Here is a 22649-nt window from a genome sequence, read left to right as displayed (position 1 = left end):
TTTAGTTTCTGCTACCTTACCTTTATCTACTACCGGAGGAGTAGTTGGCGTCGCAACTTTAGTTTCTGGTGCTTTACCTTTATCTACTACCGGAGGAGTAGTTGGAGTTACAGTTTTAGTTTCTGGTGCTTTACCTTTATCTACTACCGGAGGAGTAGTTGGCGTCGCAACTTTAGTTTCTGCCACCTTACCTTTATCTACTACCGGAGTAGAAGTTGCTGAAGTTGCAACTTTAGTTTCTGGTGCTTTACCTTTATCTACTACCGGAGGAGTAGTTGGCGTCGCAACTTTAGTTTCTGGTGCTTTACCTTTATCTACTACCGGAGGAGTAGTTGGCGTCGCAACTTTAGTTTCTGCTACCTTATCTTTATCTACTACCGGAGGAGTAGTTGGCGTCGCAACTTTAGTTTCTGCTACCTTACCTTTATCTACTACCGGAGGAGTAGTTGGAGTTACAGTTTTAGTTTCTGGTGCTTTACCTTTATCTACTACCGGAGGAGTAGTTGGAGTAGCAACTTTTGGAGTAAGAGTTGCTAATGATGGTGATGCTGAGATTTTTCTCCCTTTTTCTACAGTCAGTTCTGGAGTTTGGTTAGTTGAAACTGAGGTTTTTGTCTCTTTTTCCTCTGTTATACTCTTTTTCTCAATTTCCTGGCCTAGAGATTTTTGAAACCTTAATATATCAAAACCCTTTTGATGCAGTAATAACCATGACTGAATTAAATCAGGCCCTTGCATAGCACCTGTTAAAGATGCTCTCAAGGATTTCATCACAATACCTTTCTTGACATTAACCTTTTGAGTAACTTGTTTAATAGTTTGCTGTGCATCACTAACTTCCAGAGGTGCATCAACATCTATCATTTCTAGAAGACAAATAATAGACTTAACAGAATTTTCATCCTGCATTTGTGCTGCTGCTTTTTCATCCAGTTCTACAGTACGCGAGAAAAATAACTTACTCATTTCCACTGCATCTACCAGACGAGTCAAACTTGGTCCTATTAATGTTGTTAGTTGTTCTAACCAAGAGCGATCGCCTTTTGGATCTAATTCATATCCTGCTTTTTGCCAAACGGGAATTAATTTATCTGTCAGTTCTTTTATTGGTAGACTATGTAAATATTGACTGCTAATCCAATCCAACTTATCCCAGTCAAACTTAGCACCTGCTTTATTCACTCTGACAAAACTAAACTTTTCTGCTGCTTCTGCTAAAGTAAATATTTCTTGGGTTGCATCTGGAGGCGTCCACCCAAGTAAACACATATAATTTGCTAGCGCTTCGGGAGTAAAACCTAATTCTTTAAAATCAGAAATTGAAGTTACTCCATCCCGTTTTGACAACTTTCGCCCTTCTTTATTCAAAATTAGAGGAGTATGCCCAAATATTGGTACTTTTCCCTCTAAGGCTTCATACAATAATATTTGTTTAGCTGTATTAGCAATATGGTCTTCACCCCGAATCACATGGGTAATTTTCATATCCATATCATCTACTACCACTGCCATGTTGTAGAGAGCTTGTCCTATTTTACCCCCACTTGCAGCCCTAGAAATAACCATATCTCCACCTAGATCGCTGCCTTTCCAGGTTACTTTCCCCCGAACCATATCATTCCAGCTAATTATCCGCTCATCATCTATTTTGAAGCGAATTACTGGCTCCCTTCCTTCTGCTTCAAATGCTGCTTGTTGTTTCGGTGTGAGGTTACGGTGGCGGTTATCGTAGCGGGGTGCTTCTTTTCTCCCTTTCTGGGCTTCCCGCATTTCCTCTAGTTCGGCTGCTGTACAATAACAGCGATAAGCTAATCCTTTGTCTAGTAATTCTTGAGTCGCTTTCTGGTATAGTTCTAAACGTTGGGACTGATAGAATGGCCCTTCATCCCATTCTAATCCTAACCAGCTTAGTCCCTCCATAATATTGTCTGTATATTCTGTACGCGATCGCTCTACATCTGTATCTTCTATTCTCAGGATAAATTTTCCCTTTTGGTTCCGTGCAAACAACCAATTAAAGACAGCAGTTCTGGCTGTACCGATATGTAAATTTCCTGTTGGGCTTGGGGCTAAACGAACTCTAACACTCATATCAATTTATATTTTTATTTTTTATTTTTAGATTTTCTTCTACTTCTGATTTATCTGATTTAAAAGAAAATATATATATTACCAGAAGGCAGTGAAAATCTCTAATCTGATATTGACTTAATTTCCTACTTCTAGCACAAAAATTAAGCTTTCATCAAAAATTGCTGATGAGTGTTATGTTGGCTTTAAAAATGTGAAAATAGAAAACGAATAAGCATCCTGTAGGATACTATTCATTCTCTCTTGCTGTTTTAACCAGAGCTGTGACGACACTACTCTATCTTCGTGAAAATTTCCTTTTAATCGGAGCGACAGGATTTGAACCCAAGACCTCCACTACCCCAAAGTGGTAAAACCTGGTTTTTACTGTAAATTAACTTCCCTGGCGAGAAGTCCCGCGCTCTCCAGCAGGGGAGCGTCCTATGGGAAAGCCAGGGCCAGGATTCGGATACCTTCATAAGCCCTTGACAAGCTAGAATAATTTTGTTATTGTAAAGTTTAACACAGCGAGAGGACATCATCTCTGTATAAACAGCGATCAGGGCTTCTCTGGCTGAATAATCGCTCTTTTTCGCGTCAGCCCGTCGGGAGTATGTCAATTCAATTTAGAGTTCCAAAATAAGCAAATGCCCAGCAATAAGGGGAATACTAGAGCCTTTATAGGCTTTAGTATTTAGATTTTTCCTTTATTGGTACAAATTCGGTATATGCTTATGCTTATGGCAAAAAATAAAAGACAAAATACATGGAAACAAGGTGGGGTCAACATCGAAGTTTACAAAAGTTATTATAGGCTCAGGTGGACTTTTGAGGGTATGAGGCGATCTCTAGTTGTCTGTGCCATCAATACGGAAGGTGGACTTAACTTAGCGAAAGCCAAAGCTAAGGAAACTGATACAGATATCAACAAAGCAGCTTTGGGTTTTGGAGAATAGGACACTACTTTGGCCAAGTATTCATTGAGACATGAGCCTAAAAAGCCAAAAGAAACCTTGTGGAAGAAGACTGATACAGAGAGTAAAAGTAAACAGGCTGGGGCCAGGCTGAAGTGAATGCTATCTTAAACTATTTTGAAACTAATGATAAACAGTCTTTTTATCACCCCTATCTTACTTTTTTGGCCTACACGGGTTGCGGACCGGAAGAGGCGATCGCTTTAACTTGGGATGATATCTACTAGGAAGACTCGTATATATTATTTGATAAAGCTTACACTTATGGTAAGTTGAATCATGTGTCTAACAAGGCCCTTTTTAGGGGAAATTTCACTATGGTCTAGCCATGTGCCCAAATATCATCTCTCTCCCATAATGCAGTTTCAAGGGCTTCCGGGGGCAATGAGTGTTCCCCCCATCCTACCCGTCAAGCAAGAGTTCCGAGCTTCCCTCCTACTGACCACAAAACCAACATGACCAGACTTACTTGCTGTTTTTTCCTCGTTCCGAGTTACAGATTGTTTTGACGGTTTAGGGCTGTCCAATGTCGCCTACACGATTCCCAGGGATGCGTCTAACGCTAAAATATTGACGCGGGAGTTCCTCGTGTGCGGTCAAGAGATAAGAGGTGGCTCTTGCCGTGGTTTAAGACGCTTTTTCAGGACATTCCGCCCCGATACCCATGCCGTCTCCCCATTACCCCCAGTGTGCCTACCACTATACGCTCTGGTTGGGGCCTGTTGCCAGCTTCACTCTGCTAGTAGAAAGGTCTAGCTCGGTGTGGCCAGGTCGGGAGTCTGCCTTCCCTTGGCAGGTCTCTTCGTACTCAGTAATACAAGTCGCTAATCCCCAGTTATAAGCATGACGAGCCACACCTGCGTGTTTGGCCAGTATCCTTTTTTGTTTATTGTTAACTTTTAATTTGGTTTTGATTGATTGCATTTAAACGGGTAAACCATGAAAAAAAGTCTATGGTAATCAAATTAGATGAATGAGTGTATGATAGCAAATCATCAGGAGATTTTTAATATTTCTTAATATTTGTCTAAGTTGGTCCAATTATTTGGCTTCTGTAATTAGCCCTTACTATTCTGAAAATTTGTTTTGAATCGGAGCGGCGGGATTTGAACCCACGACCCCCACTACCCCAAAGTGGTGCGCTACCAAGCTGCGCTACGCCCCGTTAATCTTTGTCTAGAATATCATGTTCTATTATATTTTGACAAGCTATTTTGCTCAAAATATTTTCAGACACATTTCTGAATCATAGCATATTGACACATAACATATCAAATAATTACGAAAATAGGGAGTAGGGAGTAGTAAAAAGGAATAAGTAGATTTAGGTTGGATTGTTCCCGTTAGGGTTGCGCAGCATGGAACGTAGCTTGCTCAACATCAAGGGACTTTCATGTAAAAAAATATCCCATTAGTTACGAAAATAGGGAGTAGGGAGTAGGGAGTAGGGATAATTTATATTTTACTATTCCCTTAGTTGTTATATCAAATCCCTTGAATTTGGTAAAAAAAATGTTCTATTGTCAACTATTACCATATCTCCCCATACTCTCCACACTTCCTACCCTTGCCAAACTCTTTTTACACCAATACTACCGGATTTAGTATTACTTCCTAACATAAAATTTTTAACATGGCTGCTGCTGGGACTAAACCAGTTACAGCTTCCACAGACCATTTTCCCTCACCCCTACGGCCTTGATTTAAAATAAACTGAACAGTATAACTTTCAGGGAAACCTTCCACTTGCATCCATAGTAAGTCACTCTCAGCTTCACAGGCTATCTTTTCCTCATCCATTAACTCATCCGCCATCTGACTAATAGTTTTGCTTAACTGGTCTAATAATCGACAAAAATCACCTAGTTCCTCTGCTGTTAGTTCTATTGACCAATCATCCCCTCCCACTAAACCCTGAAAATCTAGTTCTTGAGGGTTCCAACCTAACCGCCAACCAGCTCCACTTTTGACTATTCGTTCCATAATAGTTTTCCAACTTTGAGATGTTGAATAATTGAGTCAAATCACTGCGGCGTCAAAGTTTTGGGTCTATAAAATCTGACTTTTGAATTTTGAATTCCATAAAGTTTTAGGTCTATCAAATCTTACTTTTTAATTTTTAATTTTCAATTTTTAACTTTGACTTCCGTAAAATCTTACTTTTCAATTTTCAATTTTTAATTGTGAATTTCCTAAAACGGTATAATTTAAGGTTTAAGCAAATCTGCATCTCCTGGTTGGGGAACTATCGGCGCTCTTGGAACTGACTGTCCAGAATTATTTTCCTGATTTATTTTTGGTATAGATGGGGGTTTGGGGTCGCCTCCAAACATTTCTACTAACTTATCAACTAAAGCATTTCTCTGAGAACGAGTTAAATTTTTAACCGCTTGGCGATCGCCCTTCATCGGATTTTCTGTCAAAGAATTATTGCCTGGATAAACCGATAATTCTAGATAATCATTAAATCCCAAATAATCTGCTAATGTCAATTTCCAATCAAACCGATAATTTGGTGCCCGACCCTTAACATAAAAATGATACCTAATTAAACGAGATACTAAAGTATCATCTGTCTTTACCTCCCCAGTTTCCTGAGATATATAATTATTTTCCAATGGCAAATCAGGCATTTCTTCATATACAAACGGCCCCACTTCAGTTGGCCTAATTCGCCTTTGAACAATTTTGATTGGGTCTTGAGAATTTTTGTGGTTTGTGACTTTGACAAACTGATGTTCTAATAAAGGAGTGGAATGGATTGCTGTACTTGCTAAAGAAGTCCAACAAAGTTCAATACCAGCCCAAACCACTGTTGTTATTAGACTAATCTGGAAATATTTGAGCCATTGCCTTTTTTTCATGGCTATTCTCGACTAACTACCAACTACTCCATACTACTGCCAACGTCACTAATTATTTCTGGCTGCATCAACTCATCAGACATTTCCAACACAGCGCGGATGACTGGTTTAACCGTTTGCTCATCAAAATTCTCAAAGTCCTCATAACGACGACGCTTGGCACGATTAGCTACTTGTACTACCGCCCGGTAACGATTAGAAGAAGCTTTGATTAGCTCCTCAGCTCTACGACTTAGTTCTGCTGAATTAACGCTAGGTTGCTTTTGCATTTTGGATCAATCTTAAAATTAGTCTCAATAATTAGGAATTACGCTCAGAAATTCATTTGTCAAATAAATCTTTTGCATAAGTCTTAATTATTATGTATCTATATTAACAACTTTAACTAAATACTTTTAATTATAGTCTAGTCAATGATAATATATTCATTTAATTTAATGTGTAACAAAATATTAATAGATTTTAATAAAATTTATTAATTAAATTAATTTTTATTACTTATGTTAATAGCATCTCCTCCAACTTCAAGAGAATTTTCTCAGACTCATCATCACTCCCTCAAAATAGTCGCTTTAGGAGACAGTATAGTTTATGGTTTTGGGGATTATGAAGGTGGTGGCTGGGTAGAAAGACTACGACGACATTGGATGGTACCTAATAATTCTGGCCATGTATTGTATAATTTGGGAGTCCGTGGAAACAGAGTTTGGCAAGTAGAGCAAAGGCTAGAACATGAGTTTCACCATCGGGGAGAATTAAGAAATCGTCAGCCAGATATTATCTTTCTTTCTGTAGGGGTAAATGATTCTGCGAGAGTCCAAAGACCAAATGGGCGTTACTATACCGATTTTTTTCAATTTAAAGTGATTTTAGATGAGTTATTGGATAAATCAAAACAACTTTGTCCTGTAGTGTTTGTGGGAATGGTTCCTGTTGATGAAACTAAAATGCCTTTTCAAGGTTGTTTATATTATAGTCATAATGACCAATATAAATATAAAGAGGCGACTAGATTAGCTTGTTTACAGCGACAAATACCTTATTTGGATGTGTTTGAACAATGGTTAAGTCGGGGAGAAAATTGGTGGCGATCGCGTCTTTGTGCAGATGGAATCCATCCAAATGTCGCAGGTTATCAAGCTCTTTTGCAAGATGTACTCAACTGGGAGTCTCTTAAGTTATTAATTAATTAGGGAGTAGGGAGTAGGGAACAAGAGCAGGGAGTAGGGACGTTGCATAAGGACGTCCCTACAAAGTTAGCAGCAACAAGAAACTATAGAGTAAACCCTAGTTGAAAATTGTGGTAAAGGTTAAGCTTTAATAGAGGACTTGAAATATGGCTTTCAGTGATTTTAAAACAATTTCAGATGTACAAAAAAAGTATGGAATCAAATACTCAGAGGAGAAATTTATAGTTAGGCAACAACTCTCGCCTTCAGAAAGTTTTATCAAAGATTTTGAATTTAATCAAGAAAATATAGACCTGTTTTCTTCAGAAGCATCTCGCTGTGAAATAATCATCTCGCCACTATTGCGTGAAGTTTATAAGAAACATTATCAGAAGTATTCATTTTGGATTCAGAAAAGTATTTCTTACGATGAAATTCTATCTGGAACACCTGACTATATTTTTTCCCAACGTTCTGAACTTGGTAAAACCGTACTAGAAAAACCTATTGTCATTGTTGTTGAAGCTAAGAAAAATGATTTTGAACAAGGCTGGGGTCAATGTCTGGCGGAACTGATCGCCTCACAAAAAATCAATGATAATTTCCCTAGGGCAGTTTATGGGATTGTGACAGATGGTAATTTATGGCAGTTTGGGAAGCTTGTCGCAGAGACTTTTATCAAAGATTCTGGGAATTTTACCATAGATAATCTTCCTAGAGTTTACGGTGCTTTAGAAAATCTGGTTCAATTAGTAGAAGCAGAAGATGAGAAACAGGAGAAGGAATATTAACTGGATTTACCCAAAGAAACCCGGTTTCTGGGTTCCCTCTGCATAAGTCCTGATTCAAACGATAAAATTATTGTAGTGCAGGTCCGGAAGCCCCCGACGCTTGTACTTGATAGCAACAGGAAACGCTCCAAAAAAACCGGGTTTCTGGGTTCCCTCTGCGTAAGTCCTGATTAAAATGATAAAATTATTGTAGTGCGGGCCCGAAAGCCCGCGATGGTTATACCTGATAACAACGAGAAACACTGTATCAATGATCCATTATGATTACCTTCTATGAGCTCCAGAGTAAATCACACCTCTTTGAGCATCCAACGTCAAAATTGTACCATCTCTAAGCACATTAGTAGCATTTTTGACCCCCACAATAACAGGCAACCCTAAACGCAGACCAATAACAGCAGCATGACTCGTCACACTATCCTCTTCCGTGATCACTCCAGATGCTTTCCGCATCACCTCAACATACTCAGCATTTGTCTGATTAACCACCAAAATTTCTCCAGGGTTAAAATCCTGAACCTCCATAGCATTTTGAGCAACCCGAGCGCGACCGCTAGCAGCCCCTTGACCAACTCCAGTCCCTTGACCCAAAACAGCAGTTACTACCTCAACTTTAATTAAATCAGTTGAACCTGCCACACCTTGTAAAGTACCTGCAGTCATCACAACTAAATCTCCATCAAATAATAACTCTTTCTCTTGAGCTATATTAACTGCTGATTGGAAAGTTTGACCAGTAGAAGACAAATCTAATACCAACAATGGTCTCACACCCCAAACCAGTTGTAACCGTCGCGCCACATCTACATGGGGAGTCACTGCTAAAATAGGAGTTTTTGGTCTAAACTTAGATACATTTCGAGCGGTTGCACCTGTTTTCGTTAGAGTCATAATAGCTGTTGCATCTAACTGTTGGGCAATTTGAGCAACTGCTTGACTAATACCATTGGGGATAGATTGACCTGTATCATTCATGCTAGAAACATTACAAGTAATCACATCCTGCTCAATACGTTTAGCTATGGTTGCCATTGTTTTCACAGCTTCTATTGGATACTTACCAACAGCAGTTTCATTGGATAACATAACCGCATCTGTACCATCAATAATTGCGTTGGCTACGTCAGAAATTTCCGCACGGGTCGCGCGGGGGTTATTCGCCATACTATCTAACATTTGCGTAGCCGTAATTACAGGTATTCCCATTCGATTAGAAGTAGAAATTAGTCGTTTTTGCAACAGCGGTACATCTTCTGCTGGTACTTCTACCCCCAAGTCTCCACGAGCCACCATGACTCCATCACACAAAGCCAAAATTTCTTCCATTTGCTCGATCGCTTCGTGTTTTTCGATTTTGGCGATTACAGGAACCTTTTTCCCCGCATTAGCGATTAGTTGTTTGATTTCGATCATATCCTGGGGGTTACGAACAAAACTCAGTGCTACCCAGTCTACCCCTTGATCGAGACCGAACATTAAATCTATTCTATCTTTTTCTGTCAGTGCTTTGACTGATAGATAAACTCCCGGAAAGTTAACACCTTTATTATTAGAAAGTTCACCACCTACAACAACTCGACAATATAGTTTTTTTTCTGCTTTATCTACTTTTTCTACCAACATTTCTACTTTACCATCATCCAGGAGGATTCTTGCTCCTTCTGGCACTTCGTCTGCCAAATGCTCATAAGTTATGGAGGAAATCTCTTGAGTTCCAGGCATCAAGTGACTGGTCAAAATAAAGGGGTCTCCATCCTCTAAGAGTATGGAACCTGTTTCAAATTTTCCTAATCTAATTTTTGGTCCTTGAAGGTCTTGGAGAATAGCTACTGTTTGGTTTAGCTCGAAAGATATTTGTCGGATGAGACGAATATTACGTTGATGATCCTCATGGGTTCCGTGAGAAAAGTTCAGTCGCAGAGTTGTAGCGCCTGCTTTAATTAGCTCCCGAAGCATATCAGGTTTATTTGTGGCCGGGCCAATGGTGGCTACTATTTTAGTTCGACGCACGCAGTTTTGTATTTCCATGAGTTTATAATTTTAATAGATAAGTTAGGATAAATATCTTAATTTTCAATTATCTCTATAAAATAATTAGCCTTTGACACTCCCCATTAATTACGAGACGGGGATTCCTGGTTCAAGGACTCACCATGACTTGACAGGTCGAAACCAATCAAGCTAGGTGTCTCCCCAATTGATTTAGCTAGCCTTCGATTTCTTACCATGGCTTTCATATTCAAGTCTTCATAAGCTATCAAATCGTTAGATTGAATCACGCAATATGCTAAGAGAGTAGCATATTCTTGGCGTTGCCTACTTACTCTCAAATGCTTCCGGGCGTATCTATTTCTAGCTTTATGGTAGTTGTTTGACTGCGGTTTTGCGCCTTTTTTGTACTTCTTAGATTTTTGACGATTTGCTCTATTTAACTGCTTTTCCGACTTTCTGTAAAACTGGGGGTTTTCTATAGTATTGCCATTACTTAATGTCAAGAAAGATTTAATTCCTAGATCTAAACCTACTCCTTTTCCTGTTGGTTGAGTCTCAATTTGTAAATCTATTTGGATAGTAAATTGAGCATAATAACCATCAGCACGTTTAACCAACCTTACTCGTTTTATTTGGTTCAGTTGATAGTAGTTGAAATCATAAGTACCAATGAATTTCAAAGTACCTATATTTTTCTTATCTAAAAAAGTGATTGCTTTTCTGTTGACTGCTAACTTCCAACCAGAAGTTTTATATTCTACAGAACGACAATGCTTTTGAAATTTAGGATAACCCTTTTTACCTTTGACTTTTTTCTTGCAGTTATTGTCAAATCTAAATACAGCAGACCAAGCTCTTTCCGCAGCGTATTGTCGAGCCATGGAATTTAGTTCGTTAGCAAATTTAAACTCTTTAGCTAAGATTTGGCAATATTTATTAAGGTCATATTTACTCACATCTTGATTATTCATCCAATATCTTAAGCACTTATTTTGGATAAATTCAGATGTTTTAATGGCCTCATCTATTGCTTCATATTGCTGAGGTTTAGCTTTGACTTTGAACTGGTAAATTATCACTTTGGTTCGACCTACCTTTTGATATTTTTGATGCTGTACATAATACCATAATTAACCCACGAAAATGTCAAGGGCAATCAGATATTTTTACAGGCGACTGAAGTTGCTCGTGAGCTACAGTTCCATGCCCTGAAGGGACATGGTTTTCAAATTCTCAAACTATTATGATCAACTTCCCTACAAAAAACAAAAATTTAGATTTATTTAATAAAGTCAGGATTTATACTAAATCCGGTTGAGAAGGGAGATTTACTGTGAAGGTAAGGCAGAAGACATTCCTCCTACTCCCCGATGATGCGCTATCCCTTATAAAATCCCTAACCAGATCTATAGGGAGATAGGGAAATGGGGAAATGGGGAGATAGGGAAATGGGGAAATGGGGAGATGGGGAGATGGGGAGATGGAGAGATGGGTAGCTCGAACTATCTTTTATTTATCGATCTCCTGACTTCCCCTATTGGGAGGGGTTAGGGTTGAGTTAATTATTAATACATAGCTTGTGTATTTTGTCAAGTTTTATGTTGATCAAGTATAGCTTTGAAAGGGGGGAAACAGGGAAACAGAAAGATGAGAGAGGAAGAGCGAAAAATTACCTTTGAATAACCAGATTTGTGTCATACAGGTAAACTTATAAACCTGCTTTATTATTGAATTAACCTGATACTCAGAAATTTGATATAAATTCCGGCTTCTGCTATACTTTCTCCCTTGATAAAAATACTAAATAACTTAGAATTATTTCATATATCTTTACAAAAAAGCTGTATGTATTTTATGCTACTTAAAATAAATATTAATAAATATTGAGGAGTGAATATAACAATGTTAGAAGCAGGGCTGCAAACAACAGTCCCAAGAGAATTACTTGGCCCTTCTGGAGGCTTAAATACTGATTTACTCATGTTTTTTAGTGCTTTAGGAATAGTTATTTTATCAATCTGTGGTTATTGGTGCTGGGACTTTCCTAACTGGTGCTGCTTTTTAATGAATGTACTAGCTTTACACATTGCCGGGACAGTCATTCACGATGCGTCTCATAATTCAGCCCATAAAAATCCCATAGTTAATGCTGCTTTAGGTCATGGCAGTGCTTTACTTTTAGGTTTTGCTTTCCCAGTATTTACACGGGTACACCTACAGCATCACGCCCATGTTAATGATCCAAAAAATGACCCAGATCATTTTGTTTCTACTGGTGGCCCTCTATGGTTAATTGCAGCTCGTTTCTTTTACCATGAAATCTTCTTTTTTAAAAGACGACTATGGCGAAAGTTGGAACTATGGGAATGGTTTTTTAGTCGTTTAGTGGTTTTTATCATTATCGGCGTATCTATATATTATGGATTTATTGGCTATATTATGAATTACTGGTTTTCCCCTGCTTTAGTAGTAGGTATAGCACTAGGATTATTTTTTGATTATTTGCCTCATCGTCCTTTTGAAGAGCGCGATCGCTGGCTGAATGCGAGAGTTTATCCGAGTGCTATTCTCAATATTTTAATTGGTGGGCAAAATTACCATTTAATTCACCATTTGTGGCCTTCTATTCCTTGGTATAATTACAAACCTGCTTATGAAGTGATGAAACCACTTTTAGATGCTAAAGGTTCTCCTCAATCTTTAGGATTGTTGCAAGGGAAAAACTTTTGGAGTTTTCTTTATGATGTTTTTTTAGGAATTAGGTTTAAAAAACATTAGCATTAGGAAAAATTGAAGATCATCAATGATTTTTGGCAACTACATCCAATAATATTTTTGTCCTATTAAAGTAGGGTTGAACAGTGATTATGGCAACGATAGGAAGCAATCTCAAAAGTTTAAGATATTGCTTCCTTGTACTCCGTTCCAGTCACAATGACTTGTGTATAATAATCTGGATTTGATATTAGTTATTATAATTAATTTTTCCAATAGTTTCTTTCTTTTTTATTCCAGAGAAATTCTTTTAGCACTAGCAATTTTTTTTGATAAATATATCAGATAAAATCTCCAAGTTTAGTTTTGATAAAACCCCTTTTTTTCTCAGGAAAAATTGATGAATAAAAATGTAATTATCAGATTATCTGTTTTATTAATTTTATTGGGTGGAATATTTATAGGATTATGGTTAATACTGCAAAATAGTGATTCTGTTCAAGAAGCAGAAATATTAGAAAGAATTTATAGACAAGGTAACTATATTGAAGCAGGAATTTGGTTTATTTTTGCAGGTGCTTTTGCTGTATCTGCGATTAAAAGTTGTGAGTTAATAAGATTACATAGAATAGTAGCAACATTCACATTTTTATTATTTAGTTTATCTGATATTGTAGAAGTACAAACTGGAGCTTGGTGGCATCCTTGGTGGTTATTTGTTTGGAAAAGTTTATGTGTTTTTTCTATGTTTTGTTTGCTGATGTTTTATTTAAAATTTAGATAAAGGAGATTCCATTTTGGCGAGGTATAACCACGGAAGCAAGGTGCACGGTTCCCGAAAAATCGCTACACTACTTATGAAGATTTAATTCAGGACTTAGGGAACATAAGAAAATACAGACCATCTGTAGAGCTTATATCAAATCCGTTTACTTTGGAGAATAAGGTTCTACCATCAGTATTGGGTAAGATTTCTAGTTTGTAGAGGGTACGGTTCCCGAAAAATTGGAGACCAAACCCCTACGGGAAATGAATTTTACTGATACTACCGGATTTGATATTAATGGTCATCATGCCCTACTGTAGTCTACCATACAGGAAAACCGCTGTAAAATCCTAACTTCTGACTTCTGACTTTTAACTCCTGACTTCCACAAATTGCAGCTAAAAGCAACCATCCAATAGTATTAACTCGTAAATCAAACAAACTCACATCAAATATATTAAAAATAGTACAGGCAGCAAAAGCTACTAAATAACTAAAAAAGATGAGACGGTTTTCTCTAAAATTACAGCGGATTCCATTTTGGTGAGGTAAGTCTGTCGCGGTCATCTCTGCACTACAGACATTTAATTTTGAATATCTGTGTTTCATGTACCTGGAATCTGCTGTAACATCAGACCAATTTATGAATAACCAAACTCCTTTCCCTAATATCCAACCCACCCAACCACAAAAAAACAAAGTCGCCGGAATACCAGTTTCCGCTGTCAGCATCAAAAACAAATTATGGGGATGACCAAGCCATGTTTGCATCTGTGCTTCATACAAAGGCGTAAAATTCCGTAAACCCCAACCTAACCAAGGTTTTTCTCTAGTCATCTTTCCAGCAAACTGCCATTGGGTACTTCGCAAAGTAGCTACAGGGCGATCAAAATTCCGATCTGTGAGTCGTCCCCAAAAATATTCTGGTACTATAACTCGTAACCATTTGTTCGCAGGTGCAGGAGCAAAAGCAGCTCCAAACACAGTTGCTACTGCTGCCATTACTAATCCTATTAACCAGTTCCAACCAAGATAAATAGCATAAGTTAAACCTGCAAAAACTACTAATCCCGAAGCATTCCGTGAATTTGTCAAAATTAAGGCAACGCCATTACTAATCATTGCCACTGTGAGAAAAATAAATTTTTGAAGGGAACTGTTGTACAATAGTTTGATAACACCTGAGTTATTGCTAGTAGTGGACTGACACATCTTAAATACTGTAATAGTAGGAGCGGGTTGGTTTTTTAACTTAACGAGTTTAAACATGAGATTAAATAAACCCGCCCTAATCCCCAAGATTAGCTGTGTCACTACAGTAGTTGTGAGTTGATGAGATTGTTTTGTTTTGTTGTCAGGACTTATACAGAAACCGGGTTTATGGCGATGCTCTTGTTGTTCAAAGGAGGAAGTGTCGTTGATAAACCCGGTTTCTTGATTGGGAGCGCGATGCTCTTGTTGTTCAAAGGAGGAAGTGTCGTTGATAAACCCGGTTTCTTGGTTGGGAGTGCGTAAGTTATGTTTGTCTAAAAGTTGCCATTGTTCAATCCAAAGTGCTAAGCCCAGAATAAATACAATAGTCAGATAAATAGCCAAAATATTAGCATACATAAATACGGAAGCAATTCGTCCTGGGGGGTTGCCCTGTGGTGCAAGTACCCAACCAAAAATAACTTGTAAATCTACGATCCCAGACCAACCCCAAAATAATTGTCCGAAACCTAAGATGATTACAGGTACTGAAGAAATTACCATTACCCAAGAGAGTTGTCGTAGTTGTGCTGGAGTTTGAATTATGGTACTCAAACCAGCAAATATGACAAAAAAAGGTAATAAATTAGCTAATCCTAAAAATGCTTCTTGGGGTTTCCAGGCAAAAAAACTAGCGATCGCCAACCAAAGACCTAGACAAGCTAAAGCGATATTGTGAGAACGACTAATAATATTACGCCATTTTTTGACAAAAGTGCTAATAACTGTCAAAACTAGAGTTAATGTTCCGAGGGTTGGTAATAAGGGGAAAATTAATAGTGCTAATAAAGTTAATTTCCACTCTTTGTGTAAATAAAAATCAGAATGATAATTCACTGAAAATAATATTATGTTTTACTATTGTTTATTGTTTATATATACCAATTTTTTTCAAGTATAGCCACATATCATATCTGAAAATTGAGGTAATTATTAAATTATTAATTCATTAATTATCGTAGGGGCGGGTTTTAGCTATAATCTTCATATTTACAGAAAAATGGGGGTATGTGCCTCCCCTTGAAAGGGGATAAAAAAATATTCGATTCAGTATTTCAAGGCTCTAGCTTCTCTAGGTCATGCTGCGCAAACAGACAGAGGTGCTGATAACTGATAACTGATAACTGAAATTACTCTCAGACTTATACAAACCAGCCCTCATGCACAGTTTAAATAAGAGATAATTATTAATTATCTATAATAGAATATAATGTACCTGAATGAGATAATAATTCCCAATTAAAAATTATGACCATATCACAAAGAAAGAGCGATATTAAAAAAAACAACTCAGTGTCAATCTTTCCCAAATCAAACTAAAGATTTTGAACTGATATAACCCGATATTAGTGATATTCTTACTGAAGATGATACACCCGTCGATAATTTAATTACTGAGAAACAACAAAGACTATTAACTACTACTTTATAGAGTTCTTTGACTACGGATTTACCATTTTTAGCAATGGCAAATGTCGGACTTTTTTGCGATGTTAAAAAAACCACCACTTGTACCTGATATTATCCTCAGTTTAGGAATCGAAGTACCCAAAGATTGGAATCAAAAAAAGAATCGTTCTTATTTGACTTTTAATTTTGGTAAATCTCCAGAAGTAGCCATTGAAATTGTCTCTAATAAAAAAGGAAATAAATTAGGGAGTAAACTCCAAAATTATGCTGGGAATGCTGTAGGTTATTATGCAGTTTTTTCTCCCCTAAAAAAGCTGGGAAAAACTGTTTTACAAGTTTATCAATTACAAGGTAGTTATGTAGAATTGAATAATTTTTTCTTGCCCCAAGTCGGATTAGGTTTAACAATTTGGCATGGTATTTTTGAGGGTAAAAAATATGATTGGTTACGTTAGTGCGATGATTCTGATAATGTTTGATTAACTAGAGATGAACGTGCTAAACAAGAAAAAAAACGTGCAGATAGACTAACAGAAATTCTCAGGGAGAAAGATATTAACCCTGATGAACTTTTGTAGTTAGTCAACTAAAAGTCAGTTGGGTGGAACGGTTAAGTGAAACCCAACATTTTTATTTTCTCTATTATGGCAAATTCCAGGTATGTGAGGCATAAATATTAATCTTGAGATAATAATTCCCAATTAAAAATTATGACCATATCACAAACAAAGAGCGATATTAAAAAAAACAACTCAGTGTCAATCTTTCCCAAATCAAACTAAAGATTTTGAACTGATATAACCCGATATTAGTGATATTCTTACTCAAGATGATACACCCGTCGATAATTTAATTACTGAGAAACAACAAAGACTATTAACTACTGTCATTATTCATTATTTATCATTCATTAAATAAATTACCTATAAACAGGCAAAGTGAAATGAAAACAACTACCATTATTCGGACTAGAATCTACCCAAATTTTACCATAATGAGATGAAATAATCCGCCGACACAAAGCCAAACCAATACCATAACCTTCCTTTGACTTATCCCGTTTGAGTCGGAAAGAATCTTCAAAAATGCGATCGCGATTTTCTTTCGGGATACCAAGTCCACTATCACAAACCGTCACTTGCACCTTTTGAGTTGTGCGATCAAGAATAATAATCTGAATCTCACCCTCTTTCGGAGTATACTTAATTGCATTATCAAGCAAATTAACTATTACCTGACGTATTCTTTCCCTGTCAGCATAAACCAATGGTAAATCATTAGGAATATCTGTTCTCAACTGCAACTTTTTTGACTTTAGTCGGTCTCGAAACTCTCTTTTTATCTCTAAACATAATGCTCCCAAATCTAATTTATCAGGTTCAAGTTGCAACTTGGTACTTTTTCCAATTGGTCTCTCCAAAATATCTGCAATCATTCTATCAATTACCTGCACTTGATAACGCGCTTGCTTAATCAACCTTTGGGCAAAATTTCCAGAACTTTTTACCGACTCACTCTTCCCCATTTTTTGAGTTGACTCCAAAGTTTCTAAAGCTAACGAAAGTGCCGTCAGAGGATTTCGTAAATCGTGAGCTAACATCGTAATAATGCGGTCTTTAAATTTGAGTTGAGCTTGCAATTGTTCTTTTTCCCGCTTGAGACGAAAAATTTCGTCTGACATTTCCATTAACTCAGCAGCACAATTAATAGAATTAGCAGGTAATTGATCGCTAATAACTGGTTGTGATTCAAATTGGGAATTATCATCATATATTGATTCTGCCAAGGAACGTTGCCAACGTGGCCACCAATACTCCAACTTCGCCACTAAATTTGTCCCAGTCAGGGTTTGTCTTGGTTCCGGATTAATTTTTAGTAGAGCAGGAGTCGCAATTAATTTGAAATGTTCTGCCATGTAGGGTTGTTCTCCTACATCTATTACATTAAACTCAAATGGGTAATCTGTTTTTAAATTGCTGAGGCATTTATGAATGGCTTGAATTTCTTCTTGAGACCCAGGGCGTTTATTTATAAACAATAAAAGTTGTAATCTTTTGTTGTTAGATTTTTCTGAAGACACCTGTACAAAATCTCTAGGTAATGGATAATGGATAATGGATAATGGATAATTAATCATAGATAATTAATAATTGATTCTCAGGAGTAATTGATCATTAGGGATATAACAATCCTAAATAGTTTTTAAGTACTTATGTAGAATTAATTACACACACTTTCAAGCTGAAAAATATCTATTCCCTGTGATGTGGGAATAAATAATGGTAGTTAATTTTGCTTATGTACTTAGCAATTCAAAAATTAGAAATAAATGCTGATACTATAAGTTTTAATTATTCATTATCAATTACTAATTATTTATATCGGACATGGCCATTAACAGAAAGTTCGTTTCTGAAATAATTTAATTTCTATTTTATATTGTGACACAGATGCTGCAAATTCAATATAGGGAGTAGGGAATAAGGAATAGGCAATAGCGCTTGTTTTCAGCACTTGAGCCGATATGTTTGCGTAGCAGTCCCTATACGATAACGCTCCGCGACATGAAAAGCGAAACTTCTCGAAGGCTGGGATGGTGTACTTCGGAGCAGCTCTGCACTCTTCGGGTCTCCTTTGCTTCCGGGACACTACATGAACGCCATATCCAATCAACCAAGAGAGGGAATAGGATACTAACAAAGGGTTTCAGGATTTAGAAATGGTCTCACCTTTGGTTCGACTACTATATTCAGAATCATCCAATAGTTACTTGACATAATTTACATTTTATTATATAAAATCTGCTTTTGCCACTAATGCTTTTCCCCTAATCCTGTAGGGACGTTCCATGAAATGTCCTGATAAGGGCGAATGCTATTCACCCCTACTAATTCCTGCTCACTACTCCCTACTCCCTATCTGCTGAAATTTCTGATAAATTTGATATGGCAATTTCTAAGTCTAGGTGAGTAATTTTGGTTAGCAAGGAAAAAAATCCGTCCCTGAAAATGTTGTTCATAGTGGCGATCGCTTTCTTCTTATTATGTCTATTGTTAAACTTGCACCGCTACTATAGTTTTTATGCCTCCTACGACCAAGGTATATTTAACCAAGTATATTGGAATAGTATGCACGGTCGTTTTTTTCAAAGTTCCCTCTCTTCAGCTCTCTCCACAAATGTTGTTCACCAAGGCCAAGTTTCGGAAGTATATTATCATCGTCTAGGTCAACACTTTACCCCTGCTCTCTTGCTGTGGTTGCCAATATATGCCTTATTTCCATCTCCTGTGACTCTGACTGTTTTACAAGTTACCTTTGTTACTGCTGCGGGTTTGGTATTATACGTTTTAGCTAGACAATATCTCCAACCACAATTATCTGCCATGATTAGTATTAGTTTTTATAGTGCTAATGCAGTCATAGGTCCGACTTTGGGAAATTTCCATGATATTTGTCAAATACCTCTGTTTGTTTTTAGCTTATTACTGGCGATGGAAAAACGCTGGTGGTATTTATTTTGGGTTTTAGCAATATTAATTTTAGGAGTTAGAGAGGATGCGGGAGTAATATTATTTGGAGTTGGATTCTACCTAATTTTAAGTAAACGTTATCCCAAAATAGGTTTGGCTGTTTGTACTATAAGTTTTGCTTACATGGTAGCTCTAACAAATCTAATTATGCCCATATTTTCCGAAGATATTTCCCAGAGATTTATGATGGAAAGATTTGGTCAATATGCAGATGGTGAGGAAGCTTCCACTCTGGAAATAATTTGGGGTATGATTAGTAATCCTTGGCGGTTGATAGCCGAAATTTTTACTCCATTTTTTGGTACTATTAAATATTTATTAGGTCAATGGTTGCCTCTAGCGTTTGTGCCTGCTGTTGCTCCTGCTGCTTGGATGGTTGCCGGGTTTCCTTTACTGAAATTATTTTCTGCCAAAGGTTTATCTGTACTGTCAATTACTATTCGTTATGCGATGACAGTAGTACCGGGATTATTTTACGGTGCAATTTTATGGTGGGGAAAGAGAGAATCAGATGATGATTTTGCCCCCCAAGTTTGGGGGGATGATAGTTTTGCCCCCCGAGCAAGCCAAGTTTGGGAAGAACAAAATTCTGAAAGTCCCGCCAACTTGGAAAATTTAGGGAGAAAAACTACCCCAAGTTTGGAAAATTTAGGGGGCAAAACTTCCTCAAATTTAGAAAATTTAGATGGCTTGAGCAAAACCAAAAAATCGGGTATTAATACTTCAATTGAACAATGCCAAAAATCACGACTGCCATCACGAAAGTTTCGCCGTTTCTGGGTAGTTTGTATTTGTTTGTCACTATTTTTTAGTTTTACTTCTAATCCTAATCGCACTTTTTATTTTTTAGTACCAGATTCAGTACAACCTTGGGTTTATGTATCTGCACCCGAACAATGGCAGCATGTTGGTAAAATGCGACCATTGTTAGAAAAAATTCCTGATCATGCTAGTGTGGCAGCAACTACTTATATTATTCCCCATTTATCAAGTCGGCGAGCAATTTTGCGGTTTCCCAAAATGCAATTTAGGAATGATGCAAAAGAAGTGGAAAAGGTGAAATATATTATTGTTGACTTGTGGCGGTTGAATCGGTATCAGGTAGCTTTTAAGAGCGATCAGCAACGACTAGAAAAAATTGTACCTCGGATTGAAGAGCTTTATAAAAGTAGTGAATATGGAATTACTGATTTTGCAGATGGTGTGATTTTGATGGAAAAAGGAGTTGTTTCTAATCTTGATGCTATGAATGGATGGGAAAATTTCCGGCAAGAAATTGTTCAATAATGGTTGAAAAATTTGTAGGGGCGGGTTTTTTCAGTTATCAGTTATCAGTTATCAGGGTGAAATTAACATTGCCAAATTTGTAGGGGCGGGTTTTTTCAGAAACTTTGGTAGATTAGCCATTATTGATCTAAACCCGCCCCCCATATATGTGCTATGGGGGGCGGGTTTGTCTAATTTAACTTTCCTGGCGGGAAGTCCCGCGCTCTCCCTACCGGAAGCGTCGTATGGGAAAGCCAGGGCCAGGATTAGGATACCTTAATCCTGTAGGAGCGAATCCCATTCGCCCCTACTCTTTCATTATCTATTAATAAAGGCGATCGCTTTTTTGAGCTGCCCCATTCCACCAGAGAACGTTAGGTGCTATAATACTGACTTAAAAGAGACTCAATCAACTTTGAGGAAGCACGAAAGGTAGTTTTTTTGAGAGCAGCAATAGCTTGGGGAAAATCTACTAGATTTTGTTGGGCAGCTCGATCGAGAATGCCAAGCAATCCAGTTACCTTTAATCCTTTATTCCGGGCAACTTTTCTGCCTAAAGCTTCATCCATTATAATTAAATTTGCTCCTCCCTTGATAGCTAAACTAATAGCAGCTTTTTCTCCTGCATTGAGAATATCTAAATCTTTGTCCGCATAAACGGCAATATCTGCAATTATTATCCACTTGGGAGGTGTTTTAATCCAATTTCTAACAACAGTAGGCGATCGCTCGTCCGATAATTCTTCTGCAACTGTTCTAGGAATGATAACTTGGCCGTAAAGTTGAGGCAAAAGTTCAATTTCGCCGATTAGTAGTAAATAACAAATGGGTGAGGTATCCGAGACAACGATCATAACTTTTTTAATTTCCCTTCTTGCTCTAGCTGTTGGTGGGCTTGGCGATCGCTGATGAAATCCTCTTCATCGTAATCTAAATCGACTCCTTTAGCTTTGAGAAATTTATCGGCTTCCAAAGGGGTGGAAAAACCTAATATTTCTCTTAATTTACCGCTACTAATGGAACCTTCGCGATAAGCTTCTACTACTATTATTTCTATTAATTTACATTCTAAATTTCCCCATTTTTCTTTTAGGGAAGATGCAAGTTCGTCTGGCAAAGCAATCTGGATTTGCTGCATGAGTTACTCCTTTTGTTATTAGTTAATTATACTATAGCCGATGATTTTCAAATCCACTAGATAATAAAAAGGCGATCGCTCCTCATCGCTCGCCAGGTGTAAGGAAAACCAGAAACCCGGTTTTTTACAGAAAACCGGGTTTCTCAAAGGGCATAATTGACATCACAGCGCTTTTCATTTTAATGAACCACTGTAGGGACGTTAGCATTTTTGTTATGCAACGTCCCTACAATGCCATTTGCTCTCACTCTTTCACTATCAATGAAATGATCCATTAAAAAAAACGCCCCGATATTAGCACCGGGGCGTTTTTGGATTGGGAAGCGATCGCTTTTTCTAGCTTGCTATCTCACCCTAGACTGTTAATAAAGTAAAAATCGAATTACCCGTTAGCAAGAGAAACATAGACACCATCGTTAGCAAAACCAACAATATCAGCTCGACCATCACCATTCACATCTGCTAGCTGACGAGGATATTTATCTTGACTTGACCATCCTCCTTTTCCTTCTGCAAAAGTATTACTATAGGCAGTTTTATGGGGAGCAAAAGTACCATCAGTTTTACCTAGAGAAACAGAGACCCCACTTTGACCGAAACCAACAATATCAGCCCTACCATCACCGTTCACATCTGCTACCTCAGTTTTAGGGGAAGCCAGAAACCCGGTTTTTTGAAAAAACCGGGTTTCTTAAACACAGTATAGGGCGAAT

The 22649-nt window shown here is 37.5% G+C and carries 20 protein-coding genes, 1 tRNA gene and 1 pseudogene; 9 read left to right on the top strand and 13 right to left on the bottom strand.

Going from position 1 to position 22649, the window contains the following annotated elements; genetic code table 11:
• Window positions 1–657: 657 nt before the first annotated feature.
• Window positions 658–2091 (bottom strand): annotated as a pseudogene (gene gltX, locus VKJ25_RS08545) (glutamate--tRNA ligase); the annotation flags it as partial.
• 719 nt (window positions 2092–2810) lie between these two features.
• Here gltX and VKJ25_RS08540 point away from each other — a divergent pair.
• Both VKJ25_RS08540 and VKJ25_RS08535 read left to right on the top strand, forming a co-directional pair.
• A complete protein-coding gene (locus tag VKJ25_RS08540; protein ID WP_324236199.1) occupies window positions 2811–3026 on the top strand; it encodes a hypothetical protein in 216 nt (71 codons plus the stop codon).
• A gap of 113 nt (window positions 3027–3139) precedes the next feature.
• On the top strand, window positions 3140–3271 hold the full coding sequence (locus tag VKJ25_RS08535) for a site-specific integrase (protein WP_324236198.1): 132 nt from the start codon (window positions 3140–3142) through the stop codon (window positions 3269–3271).
• A 472-nt stretch (window positions 3272–3743) separates the two neighbouring features.
• Here VKJ25_RS08535 and VKJ25_RS08530 read toward each other — a convergent pair whose 3' ends face one another.
• The 5 genes from VKJ25_RS08530 to VKJ25_RS08510 all read right to left on the bottom strand — a co-directional run bounded on the left by VKJ25_RS08530 (window position 3744) and on the right by VKJ25_RS08510 (window position 6177).
• Window positions 3744–3968 carry a helix-turn-helix domain-containing protein gene (locus VKJ25_RS08530; RefSeq protein WP_324236197.1) on the bottom strand — a complete coding sequence of 75 codons (225 nt, stop codon included), beginning with the start codon at window positions 3966–3968 and terminating at the stop codon, window positions 3744–3746.
• Between the two features lie 167 nt (window positions 3969–4135).
• Window positions 4136–4209 (bottom strand) — tRNA-Pro (locus VKJ25_RS08525).
• 449 nt (window positions 4210–4658) lie between these two features.
• The gene (locus tag VKJ25_RS08520) at window positions 4659–5027 is read right to left on the bottom strand and encodes a DUF1818 family protein (protein WP_324236196.1); all 369 of its coding nucleotides are present in this window, start codon (window positions 5025–5027) and stop codon (window positions 4659–4661) included.
• A gap of 224 nt (window positions 5028–5251) precedes the next feature.
• Complete coding sequence (locus VKJ25_RS08515; RefSeq protein WP_324236195.1) at window positions 5252–5908, bottom strand: hypothetical protein; 657 nt, start codon at window positions 5906–5908, stop codon at window positions 5252–5254.
• A 23-nt stretch (window positions 5909–5931) separates the two neighbouring features.
• Window positions 5932–6177 (bottom strand): DNA-directed RNA polymerase subunit omega, encoded by a 246-nt coding sequence (locus VKJ25_RS08510; RefSeq protein WP_324236194.1) that lies wholly within the window; start codon window positions 6175–6177, stop codon window positions 5932–5934.
• A 231-nt stretch (window positions 6178–6408) separates the two neighbouring features.
• On the opposite strand from VKJ25_RS08510, the gene VKJ25_RS08505 reads away from it, so the two are divergent.
• Both VKJ25_RS08505 and VKJ25_RS08500 read left to right on the top strand, forming a co-directional pair.
• Window positions 6409–7101, top strand: coding sequence for a GDSL-type esterase/lipase family protein (locus VKJ25_RS08505; RefSeq protein ID WP_324236193.1), 693 nt, complete (start codon window positions 6409–6411; stop codon window positions 7099–7101).
• Between the two features lie 143 nt (window positions 7102–7244).
• Window positions 7245–7868: a hypothetical protein gene (locus tag VKJ25_RS08500; RefSeq protein ID WP_324236192.1), complete on the top strand. Its 624-nt coding sequence runs from the start codon at window positions 7245–7247 to the stop codon at window positions 7866–7868.
• A 264-nt stretch (window positions 7869–8132) separates the two neighbouring features.
• Here the strand turns inward: VKJ25_RS08500 and pyk are convergent, their stop codons facing one another.
• The gene (gene pyk, locus VKJ25_RS08495) at window positions 8133–9896 is read right to left on the bottom strand and encodes a pyruvate kinase (protein WP_324236191.1); all 1764 of its coding nucleotides are present in this window, start codon (window positions 9894–9896) and stop codon (window positions 8133–8135) included.
• A gap of 86 nt (window positions 9897–9982) precedes the next feature.
• On the bottom strand, window positions 9983–10939 hold the full coding sequence (locus VKJ25_RS08490; protein ID WP_324236190.1) for an RNA-guided endonuclease InsQ/TnpB family protein: 957 nt from the start codon (window positions 10937–10939) through the stop codon (window positions 9983–9985).
• Between the two features lie 823 nt (window positions 10940–11762).
• Here VKJ25_RS08490 and crtR point away from each other — a divergent pair.
• Together crtR and VKJ25_RS08480 are read left to right on the top strand one after the other, a co-directional pair.
• Window positions 11763–12638 carry a beta-carotene hydroxylase gene (gene crtR, locus VKJ25_RS08485; protein ID WP_324236189.1) on the top strand — a complete coding sequence of 292 codons (876 nt, stop codon included), beginning with the start codon at window positions 11763–11765 and terminating at the stop codon, window positions 12636–12638.
• Window positions 12639–12975: 337 nt separating this feature from the next.
• Window positions 12976–13359, top strand: coding sequence for a hypothetical protein (locus tag VKJ25_RS08480; RefSeq protein WP_324236188.1), 384 nt, complete (start codon window positions 12976–12978; stop codon window positions 13357–13359).
• A gap of 303 nt (window positions 13360–13662) precedes the next feature.
• Here the strand turns inward: VKJ25_RS08480 and VKJ25_RS08475 are convergent, their stop codons facing one another.
• On the bottom strand, window positions 13663–15429 hold the full coding sequence (locus VKJ25_RS08475) for an O-antigen ligase family protein (RefSeq protein ID WP_324236187.1): 1767 nt from the start codon (window positions 15427–15429) through the stop codon (window positions 13663–13665).
• A gap of 635 nt (window positions 15430–16064) precedes the next feature.
• On the opposite strand from VKJ25_RS08475, the gene VKJ25_RS08470 reads away from it, so the two are divergent.
• Window positions 16065–16457, top strand: coding sequence for a PDDEXK family nuclease (locus tag VKJ25_RS08470; RefSeq protein ID WP_324236186.1), 393 nt, complete (start codon window positions 16065–16067; stop codon window positions 16455–16457).
• 464 nt (window positions 16458–16921) lie between these two features.
• Here the strand turns inward: VKJ25_RS08470 and VKJ25_RS08465 are convergent, their stop codons facing one another.
• Complete coding sequence (locus VKJ25_RS08465) at window positions 16922–18139, bottom strand: histidine kinase (RefSeq protein WP_324236185.1); 1218 nt, start codon at window positions 18137–18139, stop codon at window positions 16922–16924.
• A 161-nt stretch (window positions 18140–18300) separates the two neighbouring features.
• Between VKJ25_RS08465 and VKJ25_RS08460 the strand changes: the two genes are divergently transcribed.
• Both VKJ25_RS08460 and VKJ25_RS08455 read left to right on the top strand, forming a co-directional pair.
• Window positions 18301–18423: a hypothetical protein gene (locus VKJ25_RS08460; protein WP_324236184.1), complete on the top strand. Its 123-nt coding sequence runs from the start codon at window positions 18301–18303 to the stop codon at window positions 18421–18423.
• 587 nt (window positions 18424–19010) lie between these two features.
• On the top strand, window positions 19011–20819 hold the full coding sequence (locus tag VKJ25_RS08455; protein ID WP_324236201.1) for a DUF2079 domain-containing protein: 1809 nt from the start codon (window positions 19011–19013) through the stop codon (window positions 20817–20819).
• A 353-nt stretch (window positions 20820–21172) separates the two neighbouring features.
• Here VKJ25_RS08455 and VKJ25_RS08450 read toward each other — a convergent pair whose 3' ends face one another.
• The 3 genes from VKJ25_RS08450 to VKJ25_RS08440 all read right to left on the bottom strand — a co-directional run bounded on the left by VKJ25_RS08450 (window position 21173) and on the right by VKJ25_RS08440 (window position 22567).
• Window positions 21173–21652, bottom strand: coding sequence for a PIN domain-containing protein (locus VKJ25_RS08450; RefSeq protein ID WP_324236183.1), 480 nt, complete (start codon window positions 21650–21652; stop codon window positions 21173–21175).
• Window positions 21649–21936, bottom strand: coding sequence for a UPF0175 family protein (locus VKJ25_RS08445; RefSeq protein WP_324236182.1), 288 nt, complete (start codon window positions 21934–21936; stop codon window positions 21649–21651). Before VKJ25_RS08445 ends, VKJ25_RS08450 begins: the two co-directional genes overlap by 4 nt.
• 382 nt (window positions 21937–22318) lie before the next feature.
• A complete protein-coding gene (locus tag VKJ25_RS08440; protein ID WP_324236181.1) occupies window positions 22319–22567 on the bottom strand; it encodes an FG-GAP repeat domain-containing protein in 249 nt (82 codons plus the stop codon).
• Window positions 22568–22649: the final 82 nt, after the last annotated feature.

Origin of the sequence: Okeania sp. (genome assembly GCF_035285525.1) — a bacterium.
Classification (GTDB): Bacteria; Cyanobacteriota; Cyanobacteriia; order Cyanobacteriales; family Microcoleaceae; genus Trichodesmium.
Note: the sequence above shows the minus strand (reverse complement) of the source record. Positions and strands in the feature narration are given on the sequence as shown.

Bases quoted from the DNA above. Each gene is read 5' to 3' on its own strand.
- VKJ25_RS08540 (WP_324236199.1), top strand. From the start codon at position 2,811: ATGGCAAAAAATAAAAGACAAAATACATGGAAACAAGGTGGGGTCAAC.
- VKJ25_RS08530 (WP_324236197.1), bottom strand. From the start codon at position 3,968: ATGCAATCAATCAAAACCAAATTAAAAGTTAACAATAAACAAAAAAGG.
- VKJ25_RS08520 (WP_324236196.1), bottom strand. From the start codon at position 5,027: ATGGAACGAATAGTCAAAAGTGGAGCTGGTTGGCGGTTAGGTTGGAAC.
- VKJ25_RS08515 (WP_324236195.1), bottom strand. From the start codon at position 5,908: ATGAAAAAAAGGCAATGGCTCAAATATTTCCAGATTAGTCTAATAACA.
- VKJ25_RS08510 (WP_324236194.1), bottom strand. From the start codon at position 6,177: ATGCAAAAGCAACCTAGCGTTAATTCAGCAGAACTAAGTCGTAGAGCT.
- VKJ25_RS08505 (WP_324236193.1), top strand. From the start codon at position 6,409: ATGTTAATAGCATCTCCTCCAACTTCAAGAGAATTTTCTCAGACTCAT.
- VKJ25_RS08500 (WP_324236192.1), top strand. From the start codon at position 7,245: ATGGCTTTCAGTGATTTTAAAACAATTTCAGATGTACAAAAAAAGTAT.
- pyk (WP_324236191.1), bottom strand. From the start codon at position 9,896: ATGGAAATACAAAACTGCGTGCGTCGAACTAAAATAGTAGCCACCATT.
- crtR (WP_324236189.1), top strand. From the start codon at position 11,763: ATGTTAGAAGCAGGGCTGCAAACAACAGTCCCAAGAGAATTACTTGGC.
- VKJ25_RS08480 (WP_324236188.1), top strand. From the start codon at position 12,976: ATGAATAAAAATGTAATTATCAGATTATCTGTTTTATTAATTTTATTG.
- VKJ25_RS08470 (WP_324236186.1), top strand. From the start codon at position 16,065: ATGTCGGACTTTTTTGCGATGTTAAAAAAACCACCACTTGTACCTGAT.
- VKJ25_RS08465 (WP_324236185.1), bottom strand. From the start codon at position 18,139: ATGATTAATTATCCATTATCCATTATCCATTATCCATTACCTAGAGAT.
- VKJ25_RS08460 (WP_324236184.1), top strand. From the start codon at position 18,301: ATGTACTTAGCAATTCAAAAATTAGAAATAAATGCTGATACTATAAGT.
- VKJ25_RS08455 (WP_324236201.1), top strand. From the start codon at position 19,011: ATGTTGTTCATAGTGGCGATCGCTTTCTTCTTATTATGTCTATTGTTA.
- VKJ25_RS08450 (WP_324236183.1), bottom strand. From the start codon at position 21,652: ATGATCGTTGTCTCGGATACCTCACCCATTTGTTATTTACTACTAATC.
- VKJ25_RS08445 (WP_324236182.1), bottom strand. From the start codon at position 21,936: ATGCAGCAAATCCAGATTGCTTTGCCAGACGAACTTGCATCTTCCCTA.